The 18,098-nt window shown below is 45.7% G+C and carries 10 protein-coding genes; 8 read left to right on the top strand and 2 right to left on the bottom strand.

Annotation, left to right across the window (positions count from 1 at the left end; all coding sequences use genetic code 11):
• The first annotated feature begins 111 nt into the window (after positions 1-111).
• The 8 genes from AAH582_RS17675 (at position 112) to AAH582_RS17710 (ending at position 15,336) form a co-directional block, all read left to right on the top strand.
• The gene (locus tag AAH582_RS17675; RefSeq protein ID WP_343319185.1) at positions 112-3,294 is read left to right on the top strand and encodes a SusC/RagA family TonB-linked outer membrane protein; all 3,183 of its coding nucleotides are present in this window, start codon (positions 112-114) and stop codon (positions 3,292-3,294) included.
• Positions 3,295-3,307: 13 nt separating this feature from the next.
• Entirely contained in the window at positions 3,308-5,206 is a 1,899-nt protein-coding gene (locus AAH582_RS17680; protein WP_343319187.1) for a RagB/SusD family nutrient uptake outer membrane protein, read from the top strand.
• Positions 5,207-5,233: 27 nt separating this feature from the next.
• The gene (locus AAH582_RS17685; protein ID WP_343319189.1) at positions 5,234-8,113 is read left to right on the top strand and encodes a SusC/RagA family TonB-linked outer membrane protein; all 2,880 of its coding nucleotides are present in this window, start codon (positions 5,234-5,236) and stop codon (positions 8,111-8,113) included.
• 21 nt (positions 8,114-8,134) lie between these two features.
• Positions 8,135-9,901: a RagB/SusD family nutrient uptake outer membrane protein gene (locus AAH582_RS17690; protein WP_343319191.1), complete on the top strand. Its 1,767-nt coding sequence runs from the start codon at positions 8,135-8,137 to the stop codon at positions 9,899-9,901.
• Between the two features lie 16 nt (positions 9,902-9,917).
• The gene (locus AAH582_RS17695; RefSeq protein ID WP_046675259.1) at positions 9,918-10,943 is read left to right on the top strand and encodes a DUF5627 domain-containing protein; all 1,026 of its coding nucleotides are present in this window, start codon (positions 9,918-9,920) and stop codon (positions 10,941-10,943) included.
• Between the two features lie 23 nt (positions 10,944-10,966).
• Complete coding sequence (locus AAH582_RS17700) at positions 10,967-12,652, top strand: endo-1,4-beta-xylanase (protein ID WP_343319194.1); 1,686 nt, start codon at positions 10,967-10,969, stop codon at positions 12,650-12,652.
• A 31-nt stretch (positions 12,653-12,683) separates the two neighbouring features.
• Positions 12,684-14,414, top strand: coding sequence for an RICIN domain-containing protein (locus tag AAH582_RS17705; protein WP_343319197.1), 1,731 nt, complete (start codon positions 12,684-12,686; stop codon positions 14,412-14,414).
• Positions 14,415-14,514: 100 nt separating this feature from the next.
• Entirely contained in the window at positions 14,515-15,336 is an 822-nt protein-coding gene (locus AAH582_RS17710) for a sialate O-acetylesterase (protein ID WP_231585304.1), read from the top strand.
• 134 nt (positions 15,337-15,470) lie between these two features.
• Here AAH582_RS17710 and AAH582_RS17715 read toward each other — a convergent pair whose 3' ends face one another.
• Positions 15,471-16,613 carry a TlpA disulfide reductase family protein gene (locus tag AAH582_RS17715; protein WP_343319201.1) on the bottom strand — a complete coding sequence of 381 codons (1,143 nt, stop codon included), beginning with the start codon at positions 16,611-16,613 and terminating at the stop codon, positions 15,471-15,473.
• Positions 16,614-16,646: 33 nt separating this feature from the next.
• The gene (locus tag AAH582_RS17720) at positions 16,647-18,098 is read right to left on the bottom strand and encodes a PKD-like family lipoprotein (protein ID WP_167450488.1); all 1,452 of its coding nucleotides are present in this window, start codon (positions 18,096-18,098) and stop codon (positions 16,647-16,649) included.

Below are 18,098 nucleotides of genomic sequence, written 5' to 3' on the forward strand. Positions count from 1 at the left end.
ATGACGGTTCATTTTTGCCAAATGAACCGCGCGAAACAGGTATCATTATACCTAACCAATTCAAGAAAATTTAACCAATAATTCTTCAACCTATTTATCAATCAACATGCGATGATGATTATATGTACAATCACACAAGTAAGGCATTGGAAAAAGCTATGGGGCATAGCTAAACCGTTCACTTTACTGCTGTTCCTACTTTACATGGGACAAGCGACACTCTACGCCCAAGCCAAAAGGCAGATAAGGGGTATTGTCGTCGATAGTAACCATAAAAAGGTGAGCGGCGCGTCCATCAGGGTAAAGGGCACCTCACTAGCCACGGCTACCGATGACAATGGAGTTTTCACGATCCAAGTCCCTGCCGATATTAATTTATTGACCATCTCCAAACTAGGATATGGTCAACTCGAAGTGGATATCCACAATAAGAACACGGTGGAAGTACAGTTAACCGATAAGTCTATCGAAATCGAGGAAACCGTTGTTGTCGGTTACGGTCGTCAGAAAAAAGAAACCGTTGTTGGCGCCATTGCGCAAACTTCCGGTAAAATACTCGAGCGCGCAGGTGGTGTTTCTAGTGTAGGAGCGGCATTGACCGGTAATGTGCCCGGTGTCATTACCACGGCAAGTACCGGTATGCCGGGGGAAGAAGACCCCCGTATTGTGATCCGCGGACGCAGTACCTGGAATAATACCGACCCATTAGTCATGGTCGATGGGGTGGAACGACCATTATCCGCTGTTGATATCAGTTCCATCGAAACTATTTCCGTGCTCAAAGACGCATCAGCAACCGCCGTGTATGGTGTCAGAGGAGCCAACGGCGTTATTTTAATCACCACCAAGCGAGGGAAAGAAGGGCAAATGCTGATCCGCGGTACCGTAAACAACATTGTTAAGACCGTCTCCCAGCTTCCGGGCAAAATGGATTCATATGATGCATTGATGCTGCGCAATAAAGTGATTGAGTATGAATTAGGCATTAACCCTGCCAGTTGGGCCGATTATTCACCACAGGATATTATCAATAAATACCGTTTCCCGGCCGACCAAACGGAACGGGAGCGCTATGTAAATACCGATTGGGCAAAAGAACTCTTTAAAAGCCAAGCATTTTCGCAAAATAGCAGTGTTAATATTGCCGGCGGTACACCATTTGTCAAATACTTTGCCAATGCAGATTATCTCTACGAAGGTGATATGTTCCGCCAGTTTGAAAACGCCAGAGGGTATAAAGCAGGCTATGGATTTAACCGGCTCAACGTGCGTTCGAATCTGGATTTCCAGCTTACGCCAACAACAAAATTTTCAACGAATCTTGCGGGCTCCCGCGGTGTCCGAAAAAGTCCGTTTGGTGGCGGCAATAATTATTCCTATTGGATTGCAGCCTACACTGTGGCGCCGGATGTTATTTATCCACGTTATTCCGATGGCACCTGGGGATTTAATGCGCCAAACCCGAATGCCGGAATAAACTCCGCGCGTGTACTGGCCATCAGTGGAACGGAATATACAACTACAAGTCGCATTACAAGCGATTTCACACTGGAACAGGATCTTAAGTTCTTAGCAAAAGGGCTCAATATACGGGGAACGCTCTCGCTGGATAACACTTTTGTTGAAGCCAATCGTGGTATCAACGACGCGAATAATAACACGCAGAGCAAGTGGATAGATCCCAAAACTGGACTTCCAACCTACCAGATCCCTTTCGATGGCACCAATAGATTTGATTTTGTGGAGGGTATTGACTGGACAACAGGAGCAGGATTTGTCGACGACAGAGCCACTTACAGAAGATTATTTTATCAGCTACAATTAAATTATGCAACAACCATTGCTCAACACCACAATATTTCGGCAATGGGACTTGTCAACCGAAATCAATACGGTAGGGGGAGCACCGTTCCCTCCTATCGCGAAGACTGGGTATTCCGCACGACCTACAACTATAAAAACAGATATATGCTGGAGTATAACGGCGCATACACAGGATCGGAGAAATTTGCCCCCGAAAACAGATTTGCCTTTTTTAATTCAGGTGGTATTGGCTGGTTAGTTTCGGAAGAAGAGTTTATGAAGCCATTATCCTTTTTGAACACCTTAAAGCTGCGTGGCTCTTATGGGGATATTGGCGACGATAGTGGTGGTGGACAGTTTCTTTATTTAACGCAATGGGCTTATGGCGGTACTTCAGGAATGGGGGTAGACGGCCGGTTTTCCTACTCGGATGGAAATACCAGTCCTTACATCTGGTATAAAGAAAATGTGCTTGGAAACCCCAATATCCGTTGGGAAAAAGTGAAGAAATTAAACTTCGGCGTAGATTTCGGACTGTTCAATGGACAGATTTCCGGAAAGGTAGACTTCTTCAAAGATCATCGGACGAATGTGCTTATCACAGGTGGCGGTCGGTCTATTCCATCCTATTTTGGAGTCGAGGCTCCAACGGCCAACCTTGGAGAGGTAGAAAATAAAGGTTATGAGGTCGAACTGAAATTCAATAAACAACTTAACCCCGATTGGCGGATATGGGCCGATGTCAATTTTACTCATGCCAAGGATAAAGTCATTAATGCCGATGCACCTGAGTTGCTACCCGAATATCAAAAACCGGATAACAAACAGGTGAGTCAAACCTATTCCTATGTTAGCTCCGGATATTATAATACCTGGGATGAACTGTATGGCAGCACCATACATGAAAGCAATGACCTTGCTAAGCTTCCCGGCAATTACCACATCCTGGACTATAACGGCGATGGTATTATCGATGCCAAAGACAATATTCCTTATGCCTTTCCCTCCGTTCCACAAAACACCTACAATTGTACGATTGGGTTTGACTGGAAGAATTTCAGTGTCATGACACAATGGTATGCCGTCAACAATGTGACGCGTCAGGTTGTCTTCAATAGTTTCTCGGGACAGCTAAATTTGGCCTACGATGAGGGTTCCTATTGGTCAAAGGACAATATCAATGCGGATGTACCACTCCCCCGATGGTTATCCCAGTCAAGCAGCTACGCCCCTGGCAACAGATATATGTTTGACGGTTCATACATTCGGTTGAAGACAGCAGAAATTGCTTACAATTTTAATCGCGAATCCGGCGTAATCAAACGCCTGGGCCTTCAAAATCTCCGTCTATTCCTGAATGGCAACAACCTGGTCTTCTGGTCGAAAATGCCGGATGACCGAGAATCCAATTACGCCGGTACCGGTTGGGCTTCTCAAGGAGCCTATCCTACGGTAAAGCGTTTCAATTTAGGTGCAAACATTACTTTTTAAAGCAATTAGACAGATGAAAAAATATTTTAAGGTAATCTTTATAACGGGTGTACTGTGGTCCACTGCCTCACTACTATCCTGCAATAAATATCTAGACAAAGAGGAACAGTCGAATGTATCATCCAAAGAAGCATTTAAAAACTTTATCAACTTTCAGGGTTATACTGAAGAACTGTACAACTGTGTAGTCAATTTCAGCAACAACTACTGGACCAACTCCTGGAACTGGGGTGAAGATGAAATAACTTCCACAGCGAACAACTTTCATTACGTAAACAAGATCGATCAAGGCAATTTTTGGGGTTGGCAAAGGGAATTCGACGGTTGGGGTGCCGGTTGGATGGATCAGGGTGATTTTACCACCAGAAACGACGATGTATTTGCCAATCGTGCCTTCCGAGATCTATGGAGTGCCTCCTGGTTTGGCCTTCGTAAAATAAGCCTTGGCCTAGAGAATATCGATAAACTGACCGAAGCGACGCAGGAGGAAAGAAACCTGATCAAAGGGCAATTGTTATTTTTCAGGGGTTGGTTTCACCACCGGTTGATGGAATACTTTGGCGGTATGCCGTACATCAATTATGTACTCCCAAGTGACGAAAAGCTCCGGTTGCCAAGACTTAGCTACCAGGCCTGTGCAGACCTAGCTGCAGCCGATTTTAGAGAAGCGGCCAACCTCTTGCCGATCGACTGGGACAATACAACCGCAGGAAAGCGTACACTCGGTAAAAACCAGTTGCGCATCAATAAAATCATGGCACTGGCCTATCTTGGCAAAAACTACCTTTGGGCAGGAAGTCCACTGATGAATTTTCAGTCCACCGGAAGTAAAACCTATCAGGCTGATTACTGCAAAAAAGCTGCCCAAGCCTTTGGCGAATTGCTGTCCCTTGTGGAGAGCGGCCAAACAAATTATGCACTGGTACCCCTGGCCAATATTCATTTAAACTTTTACACCACGGGACAAAACTGGGCCATGCCAGGTAGTACAGAGGCCATATTCAGAGGCCCTTATATTGACGCTTGGGTGTCTAACTGGGGAACAAGCAAACAATATATTCCACTGGAGGTTGGAGATGGCGACCTTAAGTTTAACCCAACGGCAAATTATGTCGATTACTATGGCATGAAAAGCGGCTTACCGATCAAGGACATTACCCAGTCCGATGCGGAGTCGGGATACAATGCCGAATACCCCTGGAAAGATCGCGACCCACGCTTTTATAAGGACATTATTTTTGACGGCACAAAAGTCATACAGGGAAATATGTCGGCATCAGAAGAAAAAAACCGCTATGCCAATCTATTCACAGGTGGCAGCTATCGGGATACCCGTACCGGAAGTCAGACGGGCTACGTCTTACGCAAATTTATCCCTTTAACATCCAATAAATATGATCAAGCCTACAGTTACGGTACCAATCTTCATATTTACGTCCCTTACATGCGTCTTGCTGATGTCTATCTGATGTATGCCGAGTCTGCCCTAATGGCTTCCAATTCGGCTACGGGCAAAGCAGACAATTACGGTAAAACAGCTGTCGATGCCATCAATATCGTACGCGATCGCGCCGGTGTGGGCCATGTAGACAGCAAATTTCTCAGCTCCGCGGCCGCCCTGCTTCCCGAGCTACGTCGCGAACGTGCTGTGGAACTTGCCTTCGAAGGTCACCGTTTTAATGATCTGCGCCGTTGGTTGTTATTGACCGAAGCGCCTTACACCTTAAAGAAAGCAGTTTCGTTTGATCGAGCAGGTATGTTTAACAACCAAGATCCGTCTCAAAATCGCGTAGTCAATATTCAAGAGAACGTTATTCTGGAACGCAAATTTACGAGCAAGCATTATTGGCTGCCACTAAAGGTCAGAGATGTCAATATGTATCCCGAGTTCTATCAGAACCCAGGCTGGTAACGAGTTTTTCATTTAATCATTTAAAAAATGAAGTACAAAAAATTAAGTATAGCACTATGTCTTGGATTAAGCTGGATCGCCACCACGGAAGGAATGGCCAAAGAATCGCTTAATCCAACCATTGGACAATATAAAAATACACATTCAACATGTTCGAAAACTGGTCTTCAGGATAGTATCGGCAAAGACAGTACAACACTTGTACAAGTTGCTTTCCGAAAAGTTCAGAAAAAAGACCTCATGGGCAATGTCCAGTCCATCAACATCCCACAATTGCTCGACAAGAGTTACAACACCTACAGTCTGGAAAATCTCGATGCCTTTATTTCCGGATATAACGGTAATATCTGGGGGATGAGCGGTTATCTGGTCTTAGTGGATGGATTTCCGCGCGACGCCAATAACGTTATGCCGACCGAGATCGATCAGATCAGTGTCCTAAAAGGAGTCAATGCCATTGCACTCTATGGTAGTCGGGCGGCAAAAGGAGTAATCAGCATTAACACCAAACGCGGAAAAGCTGGGGGTCAGCAGATAAAAATCAGGGCCAATAGCGGTATCAATACGGCGATCAGTTATCCGCAATACCTGGGCTCTGCCGAATATATGACGTTATACAACGAGGCCCGGCAAAATGACGGTCTCTCGGCACTCTACGGTGCCGAAACCATCTACCAACATGCAGCCGGAACAAACCCTTTCCGCTACCCAAATGTTGATTATTATTCCTCGGACTATATCAAGGATCATTATAATCGCTACGATGCCACCGCCGAAATCTCAGGCGGAAATCAGCGGGCACAATATTATACCAACTTTGGTTTTTGGTCCGAAGGGTCTATGCTCAATTTTGGACAGGCCAAGAAAAATGGTGGTGCCAATCGATTTAATATGCGTGGCAACATCGACGTCAAAGTCAATGAAATGATCTCGCTCAATGTGGACGCTTCGGCCAGCTTTTACATGTTAAAAGGAGTCAACGCAGATTATTGGGGAGCAGCCGCCATCGCTAGGCCGCATCGCTTCTCCCCACTCATCCCGATCGATATGATCGAAGAAGGTGACATCAATTCGATGGTGTATGTCAACAATAGTAATTTTCTCATCGATGGTAAATACCTTCTGGGGGGAAGTCAGCTGGATCAGACCAATGCCTTTGCTAACATTTATGCCGGTGGCACCAACCGCTATCTCAACCGCCAGTTTCAATTCAATACAGGTTTGAATTTTGACTTGAAAAATATCCTGGAAGGATTGGTTTTCAAAACCAACCTCGCCGTGGACTATCAGTCCAATTACAATCAGGCCTACAACAACAATTATGCAGTATATCAAGCTTCATGGAACAACTATGACGGAAAAGATCGAATCAGTAGCCTTACAAAATATGGGGATGACCGCATTTCGGGCTTGCAAAACATCAGCGGCAGCACCTATCGGCAGACCATCGGACTCAATGGATCCTTAAACTTTAACCGCACCTACGATAACAACCACCATCTTTCGGCAATCCTATTGGCCAATGCATTTCAGATCGCTGCCTCCGGCAGTTACCATAAACTCAGTAATGCCAACCTAGGGCTACAGTTAGGCTACAACTATTCCGGTAAATATTATGTTGATTTTAGTAGCGCCTATAGCCATTCGGCAAAATTACCGCAGGGGAACAGACAGGCCCTCTCCCCGACATTAGCCCTTGCCTGGCGCCTGTCAAAAGAAAACTTTCTTGTCAATAGCAAAGTTGTCAATGACCTAAGATTGTCCGCTTCGGCGGGGATCTTAAACACAGATCTGGACATTAGCGATTATTTCCTGTATCAAGGCTATTATACCTACAACAATGGGGCCTGGTATAGCTGGGCGGATGGCGCATTGGTGCACTCTTTTGACCGACGGAGAGGCGACAATCCAAACATGAAATTTCCAAAACGCAAGGAACTTAACATCAGCCTTGAAGGTGGACTTTACAATAACTTGATCACTTTCAATACATCCTACTTTTTTAACCGCATGAGCGGTGGTTTGGTGCAAGCGGCAACGCAATACCCGATGTATTTTACGACAGGTTGGCCTGTTTATTCGGATCTTCCCTTTATCAATTACAACAGTGACGAACGGCGGGGTGTAGACTTTGGAGTCAATCTGAACAAACAGTTAAACCAAACTTTTGTATCACTGGGACTCAATGGGATGTACTATACGACAAAGGCCGTAAAAAGGGACGAACTTTATCAGTTTAGCTATCAAAATAAAGCCGGGAAACCGCTCGATGCATTATGGGGTTTACAGCATGATGGTTTTTATATGAGCCAGTCCGACATTGACAATTCGGCCTTCTCTTCATTTGGTGAAGTAAAACCGGGTGATATTAAGTATAAAGACCAAAACGGGGACGGCACGATTGATACGCGTGACGAAGTTTATCTGGGCAAAGGCGGATGGAGCGGAGCTCCACTTACATTAGGACTCAACCTGACGGTCAAATGGAACAACTTCACCCTTTTTGCTGCCGCTACGGGCCAGTTTGGTGCCAAGGCCATGAAAAACAGTTCTTACTTTTGGGTAGATGCGGAGGATAAATATTCCGTGGTCGTGCGCGACCGCTGGACAGAGTCGACCAAAGAAACCGCTACTTATCCACGCCTAACTACCTTCAACAGTGATAACAACTTTCGAAGCTCAGATTTTTGGCTTTATAAGACGGATCGCATCAACCTGTCCAAAGTGCAGCTTTCCTACGATTTCCCCAAACGTATACTCAGTTCCAAATTTATCCATGAATTAGGTATTTACGCCAACGGATCCAATCTGTTGATGATTGCAAAGGAAAAAGAAATCATGCAATTGAATATCGGACAAGCGCCTCAAACGCGATTTTTCAACGTCGGCCTAAAGGCTCTATTTTAATCATGAATATTTAAAATGAGAATGATGAAAAAACTATTAACGCTAGCCATCGCGAGCAGCCTGTTATTTTCTTCCTGCGAAGATATGTTTGAACCGGCTCTCGAGAATAATCTTGAAATTGAAACGGCCAATAGCCGCCCGTTATATGCTCAGGGATTGCTTTTAAACGGATACAACCGAATCCCAAGCAATAGCTACAGCTTTGATGACGTTGCGACCGACAATGCGGTGAGCAACGATAAGAACAATACATTTCTAAAAACGGCAACCGGCCAGTGGACAAGTATCAACAACCCCTTTGATCAATGGCGCAACAGCTATTCGGCCATACAATACCTGAACAATTTTCTGTCCTTAACAGACCAGGTTGAATGGGCCATGGAGCCAAAAGTTAGCGCCCTATTCAACGACCGGATGAAAGGCGAAGCCTATGGCCTTCGTGCACTGTTTATGTTCCATCTCCTACAGGCGCATGCCGGCAAGTCAGGCACTGGAGAGATATTGGGCGTTCCGATCCATTTGACTCCTGAGACCGTCAATTCGGATTTCAATCAACCCCGAGCCTCATTTGAAGCCTGTATGCAGCAATTGTACGACGACATCAACAAAGCAGAGGATCTATTGCCGATGGATTATGAAAATATAGCAAGCGATAGCCAGGTTCCAGTTAAATATGCAGGAACCGTAAACGCCAATGATTACAATCGCGTATTTGGCTCCACGTTTAAATTACGGATGACCAAGCGCATTGCACAGGCTATTCGTGCCAGGGCAGCGCTATTAGCAGCAAGTCCAGCATACAGTGAAGGGAGTAAAACGACCTGGGAGCAAGCCGCGATCTATGCGGGGCAGGTCATCCAAGCCAAAGGCGGTGTCAGTGGGATCGACCCTAAAGGATTTACCTGGTACAATAAAGAGGTGGTCGACGGTTTAACCTCCGGCTCCAATCCGGCCGAAATTCTTTGGCGTACAGACAAAGGAAATAGTAACAGTATGGAACAAGATCATTTTCCGCCAACATTATTCGGTAGAGGCCGACTCAACCCAACGCAGAACCTGGTCGATGCCTTCCCTATGGAAAATGGCTATCCCATTGCCGATGCCAATTCGGCCTACAATAAAGCCAATCCTTACGATAAACGGGATCCACGATTGAAGACCTATATCATTGTCAATGGTGCGACAGCAGGTGTGAGCAATTCAGCAATCAATACGACAGCCAATAGTCCGACCAATGACGGCTTGAACAAAGTCGAAACATCCACACGGACGGGTTATTACCTGAAAAAGCTCCTGCGTCAGGATGTCAACCTCAACCCCTCATCTTCTACGCAACAAATGCACTTCAACGCGCGTATACGCATGACGGAAATGTATCTGGCCTATGCCGAGGCGGCCAATGAAGCTTGGGGACCTACAGGTATGGGTACCTTTACGTTCTCGGCCTACGACATCATCAAAGCTATTCGCCGGCGTGCAGGTGTAGGCACCAACAATGGCGACCCTTACCTGGAGCAAGTCAAAAACAATAAAGATCAAATGCGGCAGCTGATCCGAAACGAACGCCGACTGGAGCTTTGCTTTGAAGGATTCCGGTTTTGGGATCTTCGCCGTTGGAAAATGGATATCAATGTCGCCGCCAAGGGCATGAGTATCAACAACAACAACAGCTATACCGAAATACCTGTCGAGAATAGACTCTATGAAAACTATATGAATTACGGCCCAATCCCGTACAGCGAGGTACTTAAATACAGCAATCTTGTACAAAATATAGGTTGGAATTAAACTTAACATGCACACGATGAAAAAAATCAATATCCTGTACGCAATGGCTTTAGTAAGTTTGGCGTCCTGCAAAAATAACGACTGGGAGTTCCCTGACTTTGAATTTCAATCGGTATACTTCGCTTATCAGACACCGGTCAGAACAGTGACCCTGGGCGAAGACATCTTTGACAATAGCCTCGACAACCAACATAAGGTCAAAGTCATGGCAACTACAGGCGGCGTGTACAACAACAAAAAAGATATTCGTATCGACTTCGTTGTCGACAACAGTCTCACAAATGGGCTTCACTACCCAAATGGGCAGGCTGTTACCGCACTGCCTGACAATTATTATCAGCTTGCCAGCAACCAGATCAGCATTCCCAGCGGTAGCCTCACGGGCGGTGTGGAGGTACAGCTAACCGACGCGTTTTTTGCCGACCCCAAGTCGTTGGAAACCTATTACGTTTTACCGCTCCGGATGACAAAGGTTGTCAATGCCGATTCAATACTCTCCGGTAAAACCTCATTACAGACTGCCAATAGGGCAATTGCATCCGACTGGGACGCTGCACCGAAAGATTTTATCTTCTATGCCCTCAAATATATCAATCCCTGGCATGGCAATTACCTTCGCCGCGGTACCGATCAGATCGTTGGCAAAGGCGCCAACAGTAGCTTGACAAAAAGCGTTGTCAGGCATCAGGCCTACGTCGAAAAAGATGAAGTCAAAAACATCAGTACGGCAGCACTTAAGAAATCAGTCTTGCCCCTATCTTTTAAAGGAGCAGGTGATGTCAATATCAATGTCAATCTGAACCTATCTTTTGACGACGACAACAATTGCAGTGTTAGCTCGGCTAGTGCCGGCGTATCAGCTACCGGAAGTGGAAAATTCGTCAAACGGGGTGAAAAAAACAGCTGGGGCAATGCAGACCGAGACGCACTATATCTATCCTACACGATCGATATGGCACAAATGACCGTCACAAGCAAGGATACCCTCGTTATGCGGGACCGATCCGTAAAAATGGAAACTTTTACGCCCGTCAAAAAGTAGTATCAATTCAATAACGAACAACGATGAAAAAAATCAATAAAACTATCGTCATCCTACTTTCGCTCGGCACTGTCTGGAGTTCCTGCTCCAAATATCAACCCTTGGAATTTGCTGTTGATAAACCGCAGGAAGTGCTGGCGCAGGAAGATATAAATGCCTACAATCCCCTGAAAACTTATTTAGACAAACAGGCAAACCCCGCATTTAAACTTGGTGTCGCGCTCAATATGAACGATTATTTTAATAAAGGAGTACTCTACCGCTTGGCTAATCGTAATTTCGAAGAAATGGTGATGGGCTATGAAATGAAGCATGGTTCCATTGTGCAAGCCGACGGAAGCCTGAATCTATCTCGTGTAGAACAGCTGATCACAGCTGCACAGGAAAACAACATGGCACTTTATGGCCACACGTTGTGCTGGCATTCGGGACAGAATGCCGCCTATCTGAATAAGTTAATCGCTCCTGTGGTTATACCAGGTTCTGGAGGACCAGCTCTAGCGGGACATGCACTAAAAATGAGCAATCCCTCTTTTGTCAATGCCTGGGAAGCACAGACAGCCACAGACATTAACCCAACGGAAATAGGGAAAGAATATGTATTGAAGATTGTAGCCCGGGGCAGTAAAGCGGGCAACATTGGTATCGATCTGCAGAGCACCTCCAATTATACGGGCGACAATATGGGTTCATTGGCATTAACAACAAGCTACAAAGAATACGAACTCAAAGTCACCGCAACTGCAGCGCGTAACCGTTTTATCATCAATTTTGGTCAATATGATGGAACTATTTTCATCGACAAAGTCGTGCTGACAAAAACAGGTAGTTCGGCAAGCCTTATTGCCAACAGTGATTTTGAAAACAATATTGATGGCTGGTTTGGCTGGGGAAACAATTCCTCCAGAGCGCAGTCCGCCAATGGCGAAGGTTATGGAAGCCCTGGGGGCAGCACGATCGAGAAAACCCCTGCCGAGAAAGAAGCCATTCTCGCGAAAGCGCTGGAGACATTTATTGCCGGCATGCTTGAGAAAACCAAAGGCTACATCAAGGCTTGGGACGTAGTCAACGAACCGATGTCCGACTGGCCCGACCAATATGCCCTAAAGACGGGAGTCGGCAAAACCGATCTGGCGGATGATGAATTCTACTGGCAGGATTATTTGGGTAAAGATTATGCCGTGAAAGCCTTCCAGTTTGCCCGCAAATATGGTAATGCCAATGATCTCCTTTTCATCAATGACTATGGCTTGGAAGGCAGTGGCAACAAATGTAAAGGGCTCATCGCCTATGTCGGCTACATCGAAGGCAAAGGGGCCAAAGTGGATGGAATCGGCACCCAGATGCACATCGATATCAATACCAGTAAAGACCAAATCGTCAGCATGTTCAATCTATTGGCCGCAACAGGCAAGCTGATTAAAGTGTCTGAGCTCGATATCGGCCTTGGAAACGGCATAAAGACCAGCAATGCAACAGCTGAAATGTATCAGAAACAGGCTGACTTATACAAGTTTGTCATTGAGAAATACCTCGAGATCATTCCCAAGGATAAACAGTACGGTATCACCCTATGGAGCCCGTTGGATAGTCCAGACCAAGAGGGTTCATTCTGGCGACGTGGAGAGCCCATCGGCTTATGGACCGAAGGATTTGTTCGAAAGCCAGCCTATCAGGCTGTTGCTGAGGCATTGTCAGCTAAAAAATAAGATCATTAATCACCCTTTAAATATGTAAATTATGAGAACAAACAACATGTGGTTATTGCTGATCTTTTTATTAGCTATTTTTTCCAGCTGCTCGCGGCTGGAAGAAAAAACATTGATCAGCGAATCCGAAAGAAGTCTTAAATCCAATGTTTCCGCGCAAGCCGTTACAAGCTGGCCGCGGCCAACCCCTACCCTACATGTCGGTGGCAAGTACCTCAAAGATCCCTGTGACAATAATATTGTCCTGCACGGGGTAGCCATTACACCAAGCCCTTGGTTCAATGGCTGTCAGTATGGAGCCAACTCGGGCTACTGCACCTGGGACAATTACAATGTGCAGGGCGCACTCAATTACAACAAGGCGGTCATGGACAAGCTCAGCAGCGCCGCCGACGGTTGGTACCTCAATTATATCCGTCTGCATATTGATCCTTATTGGACCAATGATCCAGGTGCACCCATTCCCGAAGACGATATCTCAAGGTTCAACTACAATCGTCTGGTTACTTACACTGACCAGGTCATTGTACCCTTAATCAATCATGCCCGCAGCCGCGGTATGTATGTCATCTTGCGTCCTCCAGGTGTATGTCCGCACCGTATCGCCGTCAATGATGCTTATCATACCTATCTCAAGACCGTATGGACTTTTCTGTCGCAGCACACTGCCCTAAAAAATGCAGACAATGTGATGTTTGAATTGGCTAACGAACCTGTTGAAATCCTTGGGACGAACGGTACTTGGGGAATGACGGGAAATGAACATTTTGCCGCGCTGAAGAATTTCTTTCAGCCCTTAGTCAATATCATCCGTAACAACGGAGCCAACAACGTCTGCTGGATACCCGGTACCGGTTGGCAATCCCATTACCAAGGCTACGTCAATAACCAGATTACGGGTGGCAACATTGGCTATGCGGTACACATTTATCCCGGTTATTGGGGCGGTGTCAATACCTATCAAGCTTTCCAAAATGCCTGGAATACCAATGTCAAACCTATTGCTGACATTGCGCCAATCGCTATTACAGAGACCGACTGGGCTCCACAGGGATATGGTACTTTCGGCACAGGATCTACGGGCACCGCTGGTGGTAATGGTTTTGGTGCAAATTTGAAATATATCGTCGATCAGTCTGGCAATGTCAGCTGGAACCTCCTTGCTCCCGACGACCTGCTCCATAAAGGCGACCCCAATGCCGGCACCGCCTTTAATAACGATTGGGAGGCCTGCGCTGCACCGAGTAAACAATGGTTTCAGCAATATGCCGCCTCCAATTACCCCATGTCTAACTGCACCGTCACCAGCTTGGTGAACAATGGGATTTACGAAATTGAATTTCAGACCGATGCCAACAAAGTCCTTGATTTGAAATCAGGGGAAGATGCCAACGGTGCAGCACTCAGACCTTGGACCCGAAATGGTGCAAACGCACAGCGCTGGGTAGCCATCGATGCAGGCAATGGTTACTGGCGCTTTGTCTCCAAAGCAAGCGCAAGCAGTCGTTGCATCGATCTGACAAGTAACAGCAATGTACTCGGAACTGCCATCCGGCTCTGGCAGAACTATGGCAATGATGCGCAGGCCTGGAAGGTCACAGCTGTAGCTAATGGCTATTACAAAATTACCTCAAAGGTAGATGCCACACGCGGTTGGGATGTACCCAACTGCACGATGGATGGCAACTCCAATCTGCAGCTTTGGGATTACTATGGTACATCCTGTCAGTTGTTTAAATTCAAATTTATAGCGATGAACTAAAGGTCATCTTTTCGCGGTAAGCTATTCTTACCGCGAAATAGTTTATTTTAATCACATGAAAAACTTCACCATGCGACAAACACAATTTAAAATCCTGTTAATGATCTTCCTTCTATACGGTTTTTCAGGTACAGCAGCGTTCGCCCAAGACAAAAACTTCCATATTTACCTTTGCTTTGGACAATCCAATATGGAAGGGCACGGTAAATTCGAACCCCAGGATACCATGGCCATCGAACGGTTCAAGGTACTATCGGCAGTAGATTGCCCCGATTTAGAGCGGCAATATGGCCAATGGTCGCCGGCCCGGGCACCACTCACACGCTGCCACACCGGACTTACACCTGCAGATTATTTTGGCCGAACACTTGTAGAAAATCTTCCCAAAAATATTGAGGTCGGTGTCATCAACGTTTCAGTAGGTGGCTGTCATATTCAATTATTTGATCAGGACAGCACAGCAAGTTATGTTGCAAAGTCACCGGAATGGATGAAATCCATGCTTGCTGCCTATGACAACAATCCTTATCAGAGACTGGTAGCCCTAGCCAGGATGGCGCAGCAGAAAGGTGTTATCAAAGGTATTTTGCTTCATCAGGGTGAGTCCAACACTGGCGATCGGCAATGGCCCAATAAAGTAAAAAAAGTCTATGAAAGCCTCCTGCGCGATTTGCACCTGAGCGCCCAAGATGTCCCGCTGCTTGCCGGCGAACTCCTTTCGGCCGAAGCCGGCGGTAAATGCGCAAGCATGAACGCTATCATTCAGACACTGCCCGCTACCATCCCTACTGCCCATATCATCTCCTCCAAAGGCTGTGCAGGTATTGGCGACGGACTACATTTCAGTCCTGCGGGATACCGGCAGCTAGGCAAAAACTATGCGGCAAGCATGCTTAAATTGCTAAAAAAAACAACGAAATAAAAAAGCTAGGGAATCAATCCCTAGCCTTTACAGATAATCAGCCATAGTGATACACACCATGATCGATATGGCCATTCGTTCTAATAATAGTATCCTTTATGGCTTAAGGCAATAACAGTACATACTGTTGTCCTTTAATTTCCAAAAATTTTGGCTAATTCCTGGTGTAACAGTTCACCTTTGATATTGATAGCAACAATGTTTCCTTGAGGATCCACCAGATAATTTTGCGGTACGGCACGCACGCCATACAGCACTGCTGCCTCATTGCTCCAGCCCTTTAGATCGGCGACATGTATCCAAGGCAATCCATCATCCTTAATGGCCTTTAACCAGGCATTTTTTCCTTTTGTATCATCCAGCGAAACCGCGAGCACTTCCAGGCCCTTATTTTTATATTTGTTGTATGCCTTCAATAAGTTGGGGTTTTCAGCACGGCAGGGACTACACCAGCTTGCCCAAAAGTCGATCAGCACATACTGACCTTTAAAATCGGATACGTTGACCAATTTCCCTTCCGTATCTGGCTGGGAAAAATCAGGTGCCTTATTACCGATTTTCACACTTCTCTCCGCTAGGAAACGTGCTTCCAACTGTCGCGCATTTGTCATTTGACGCACCTCTTTGGAAAGCTTTAAAAACAAAGGTTCGATCTCACTGAGCTTGCGTTTATTGGCCGCATCAATAAGCGCGTCCACCGCAAAGATTGAATTGGGATTTTTGGCAGCAAATGCCAGCTCTTTAACCCGTCGCGCCTCAAATCGCGCCTCAAACTTCTCATGGATAGCCTTATACTGCTCATTGGCATCAGGAGCATCCTGCTTTACCGCCGAAAAGGCCTTGTTACCCGCATCAATAATATCCATAAAACCACCGCCAATCTCATTTAAATAAGCGACATAGGCGTTATGCAAGGGCGACCCCTTTATGGCAGCGGTACGCAGTGAATCTTTGATGGTCATGTTGTAAGTTTCATTACCCAAATAAAAATATAATCGATCGCCAATATTTTGTGCGATCAATTTACCCTTACCGTCCTGATCAAACACCATTCGGGAGTAAGCTGGCTCCTCCACCGTTCCTTTGAAACTAAACTTGCCATCCACAATAGCCGATGAATCCGAGGCTGGAAATCCATCTTTTGTGTAATCGAGATACACTTTTTTGCCATTGAAAGCTTGTGGTACAGTTCCTTTGATCTGAAAACCGGCTTGTTGCGCAAATAATGTCAAGGGCAAAAATGCCAGCGCTAAGGCAGCTATTTTTAAATTTTTCATGTTTATATAATTAGATTGTATATTGTTCTTTTTTTACTTACGCCAGGTCATATCCACGGGATTTCCGGGAAGACCGTCAATTGTTTTAAGCAGCTCGCCGTTTTTCCCTACCCGGATATCTATATAATACAGCGCGCCTTCTGCCCCCGCAATCAATGTATTCTCGTCATCATCCAGTTTGAGCAGGCTGACATCCGATTTGATGGCTGCCTTCAACAGTTCCACCTGCTGATTGAGCGGATTATAGCGAAACACCTGATTTTTGTAGGCCACATAGATGTACCCATTGCGGGTGGCCACCATCTTTGTTTCGGTATTTATCCATTCTTGTTTTATAAAGAGTCTCTTATGTATTGCCGTAATCATAAACGGTCCGTTAAAATTTGCATTGAACTTCAGTTCATACAGTTGGCCGCTACCATCCTTCACATAAGCGTAGGTATCTGTGTTATTGATCTGTACCATTTTAATCAGATCCATACCCACCTTTGTCGGATCAAAAATTTCAGTATTTACGGGACTATACTGGGTACCAAAATACATCGGACTGCCATACATATTGATTCGGATAAACTGCTTTTTATTTTTTTCGAAAGCAATTACACTATAGTTGTTGTCGACGGTTGTCAATATAATTTCCGGTGCCAATTCATAGTCCCCATCCGCGTAAGTTCCAAACATACCATAGGTATTCGATTGATCCCAGGTATTCGTTGTTCCGCCATAAAATTTGCCGTTAATGACACCCATCATTACTCCTTGCGGATGAGCGAGCAAATTTCCGACAGCAATCGTTGCGGGAGCTAGAAAAAAGTTATCGTGCAGCGTACCGGGCTTCACCGCTTCTTTAACCAAGTTGTTGACATCGAGGCGCACACCTGCCTGTTTGGAAATAATCCAGTATCCTAATGGGGTATTTCCCGTGAACTGATTTTTGAGGTAATGGATATGCATCGGATCAGGTGGTAATGGTTCGCGATTGATCGCCTCATAAATATTGGCTTGTACGCTGTTGTCAGGTTTTATAAAGGACAGCTTACTGACCCCATTCTGGATGGATAACACAAGTGATCCTCGCGAAAAAGCCGTCGCTCCCTGGATTTTGAAATTATAGAAATATTTCATTCCATTTGCCGTATTGGTCACCGTAAGACGCGCCGTGTATCTTTTGGCCTGAAGCCCAAAAACGATGCGTAGGGTGGGCCCTTCGTAGTGGTTGGCTTCGGGGACAATTGCCTCCGGTACATCGATGCGCCAGTTACATTTCAGTGAAGCCGCATCGATGCCCGTAATTTTAGGTGCTATAATAAGACTATCGCCAACCGAAGCTTCATACAAAGTATCCAATCCGGTAATCTGCGGGCCCTCAGGCATATCGATGGCATAATTCCCCTTGTCCTTATAACAGCTACCCAAAACCACTAAATTTAAAGCCGCAATGGCAAAAAATAGTATTGCTCTTGATCTCTTTACATTTCTTTTCAT

This window comes from Sphingobacterium multivorum, assembly GCF_039511225.1.
Taxonomy (GTDB): domain Bacteria; phylum Bacteroidota; class Bacteroidia; order Sphingobacteriales; family Sphingobacteriaceae; genus Sphingobacterium.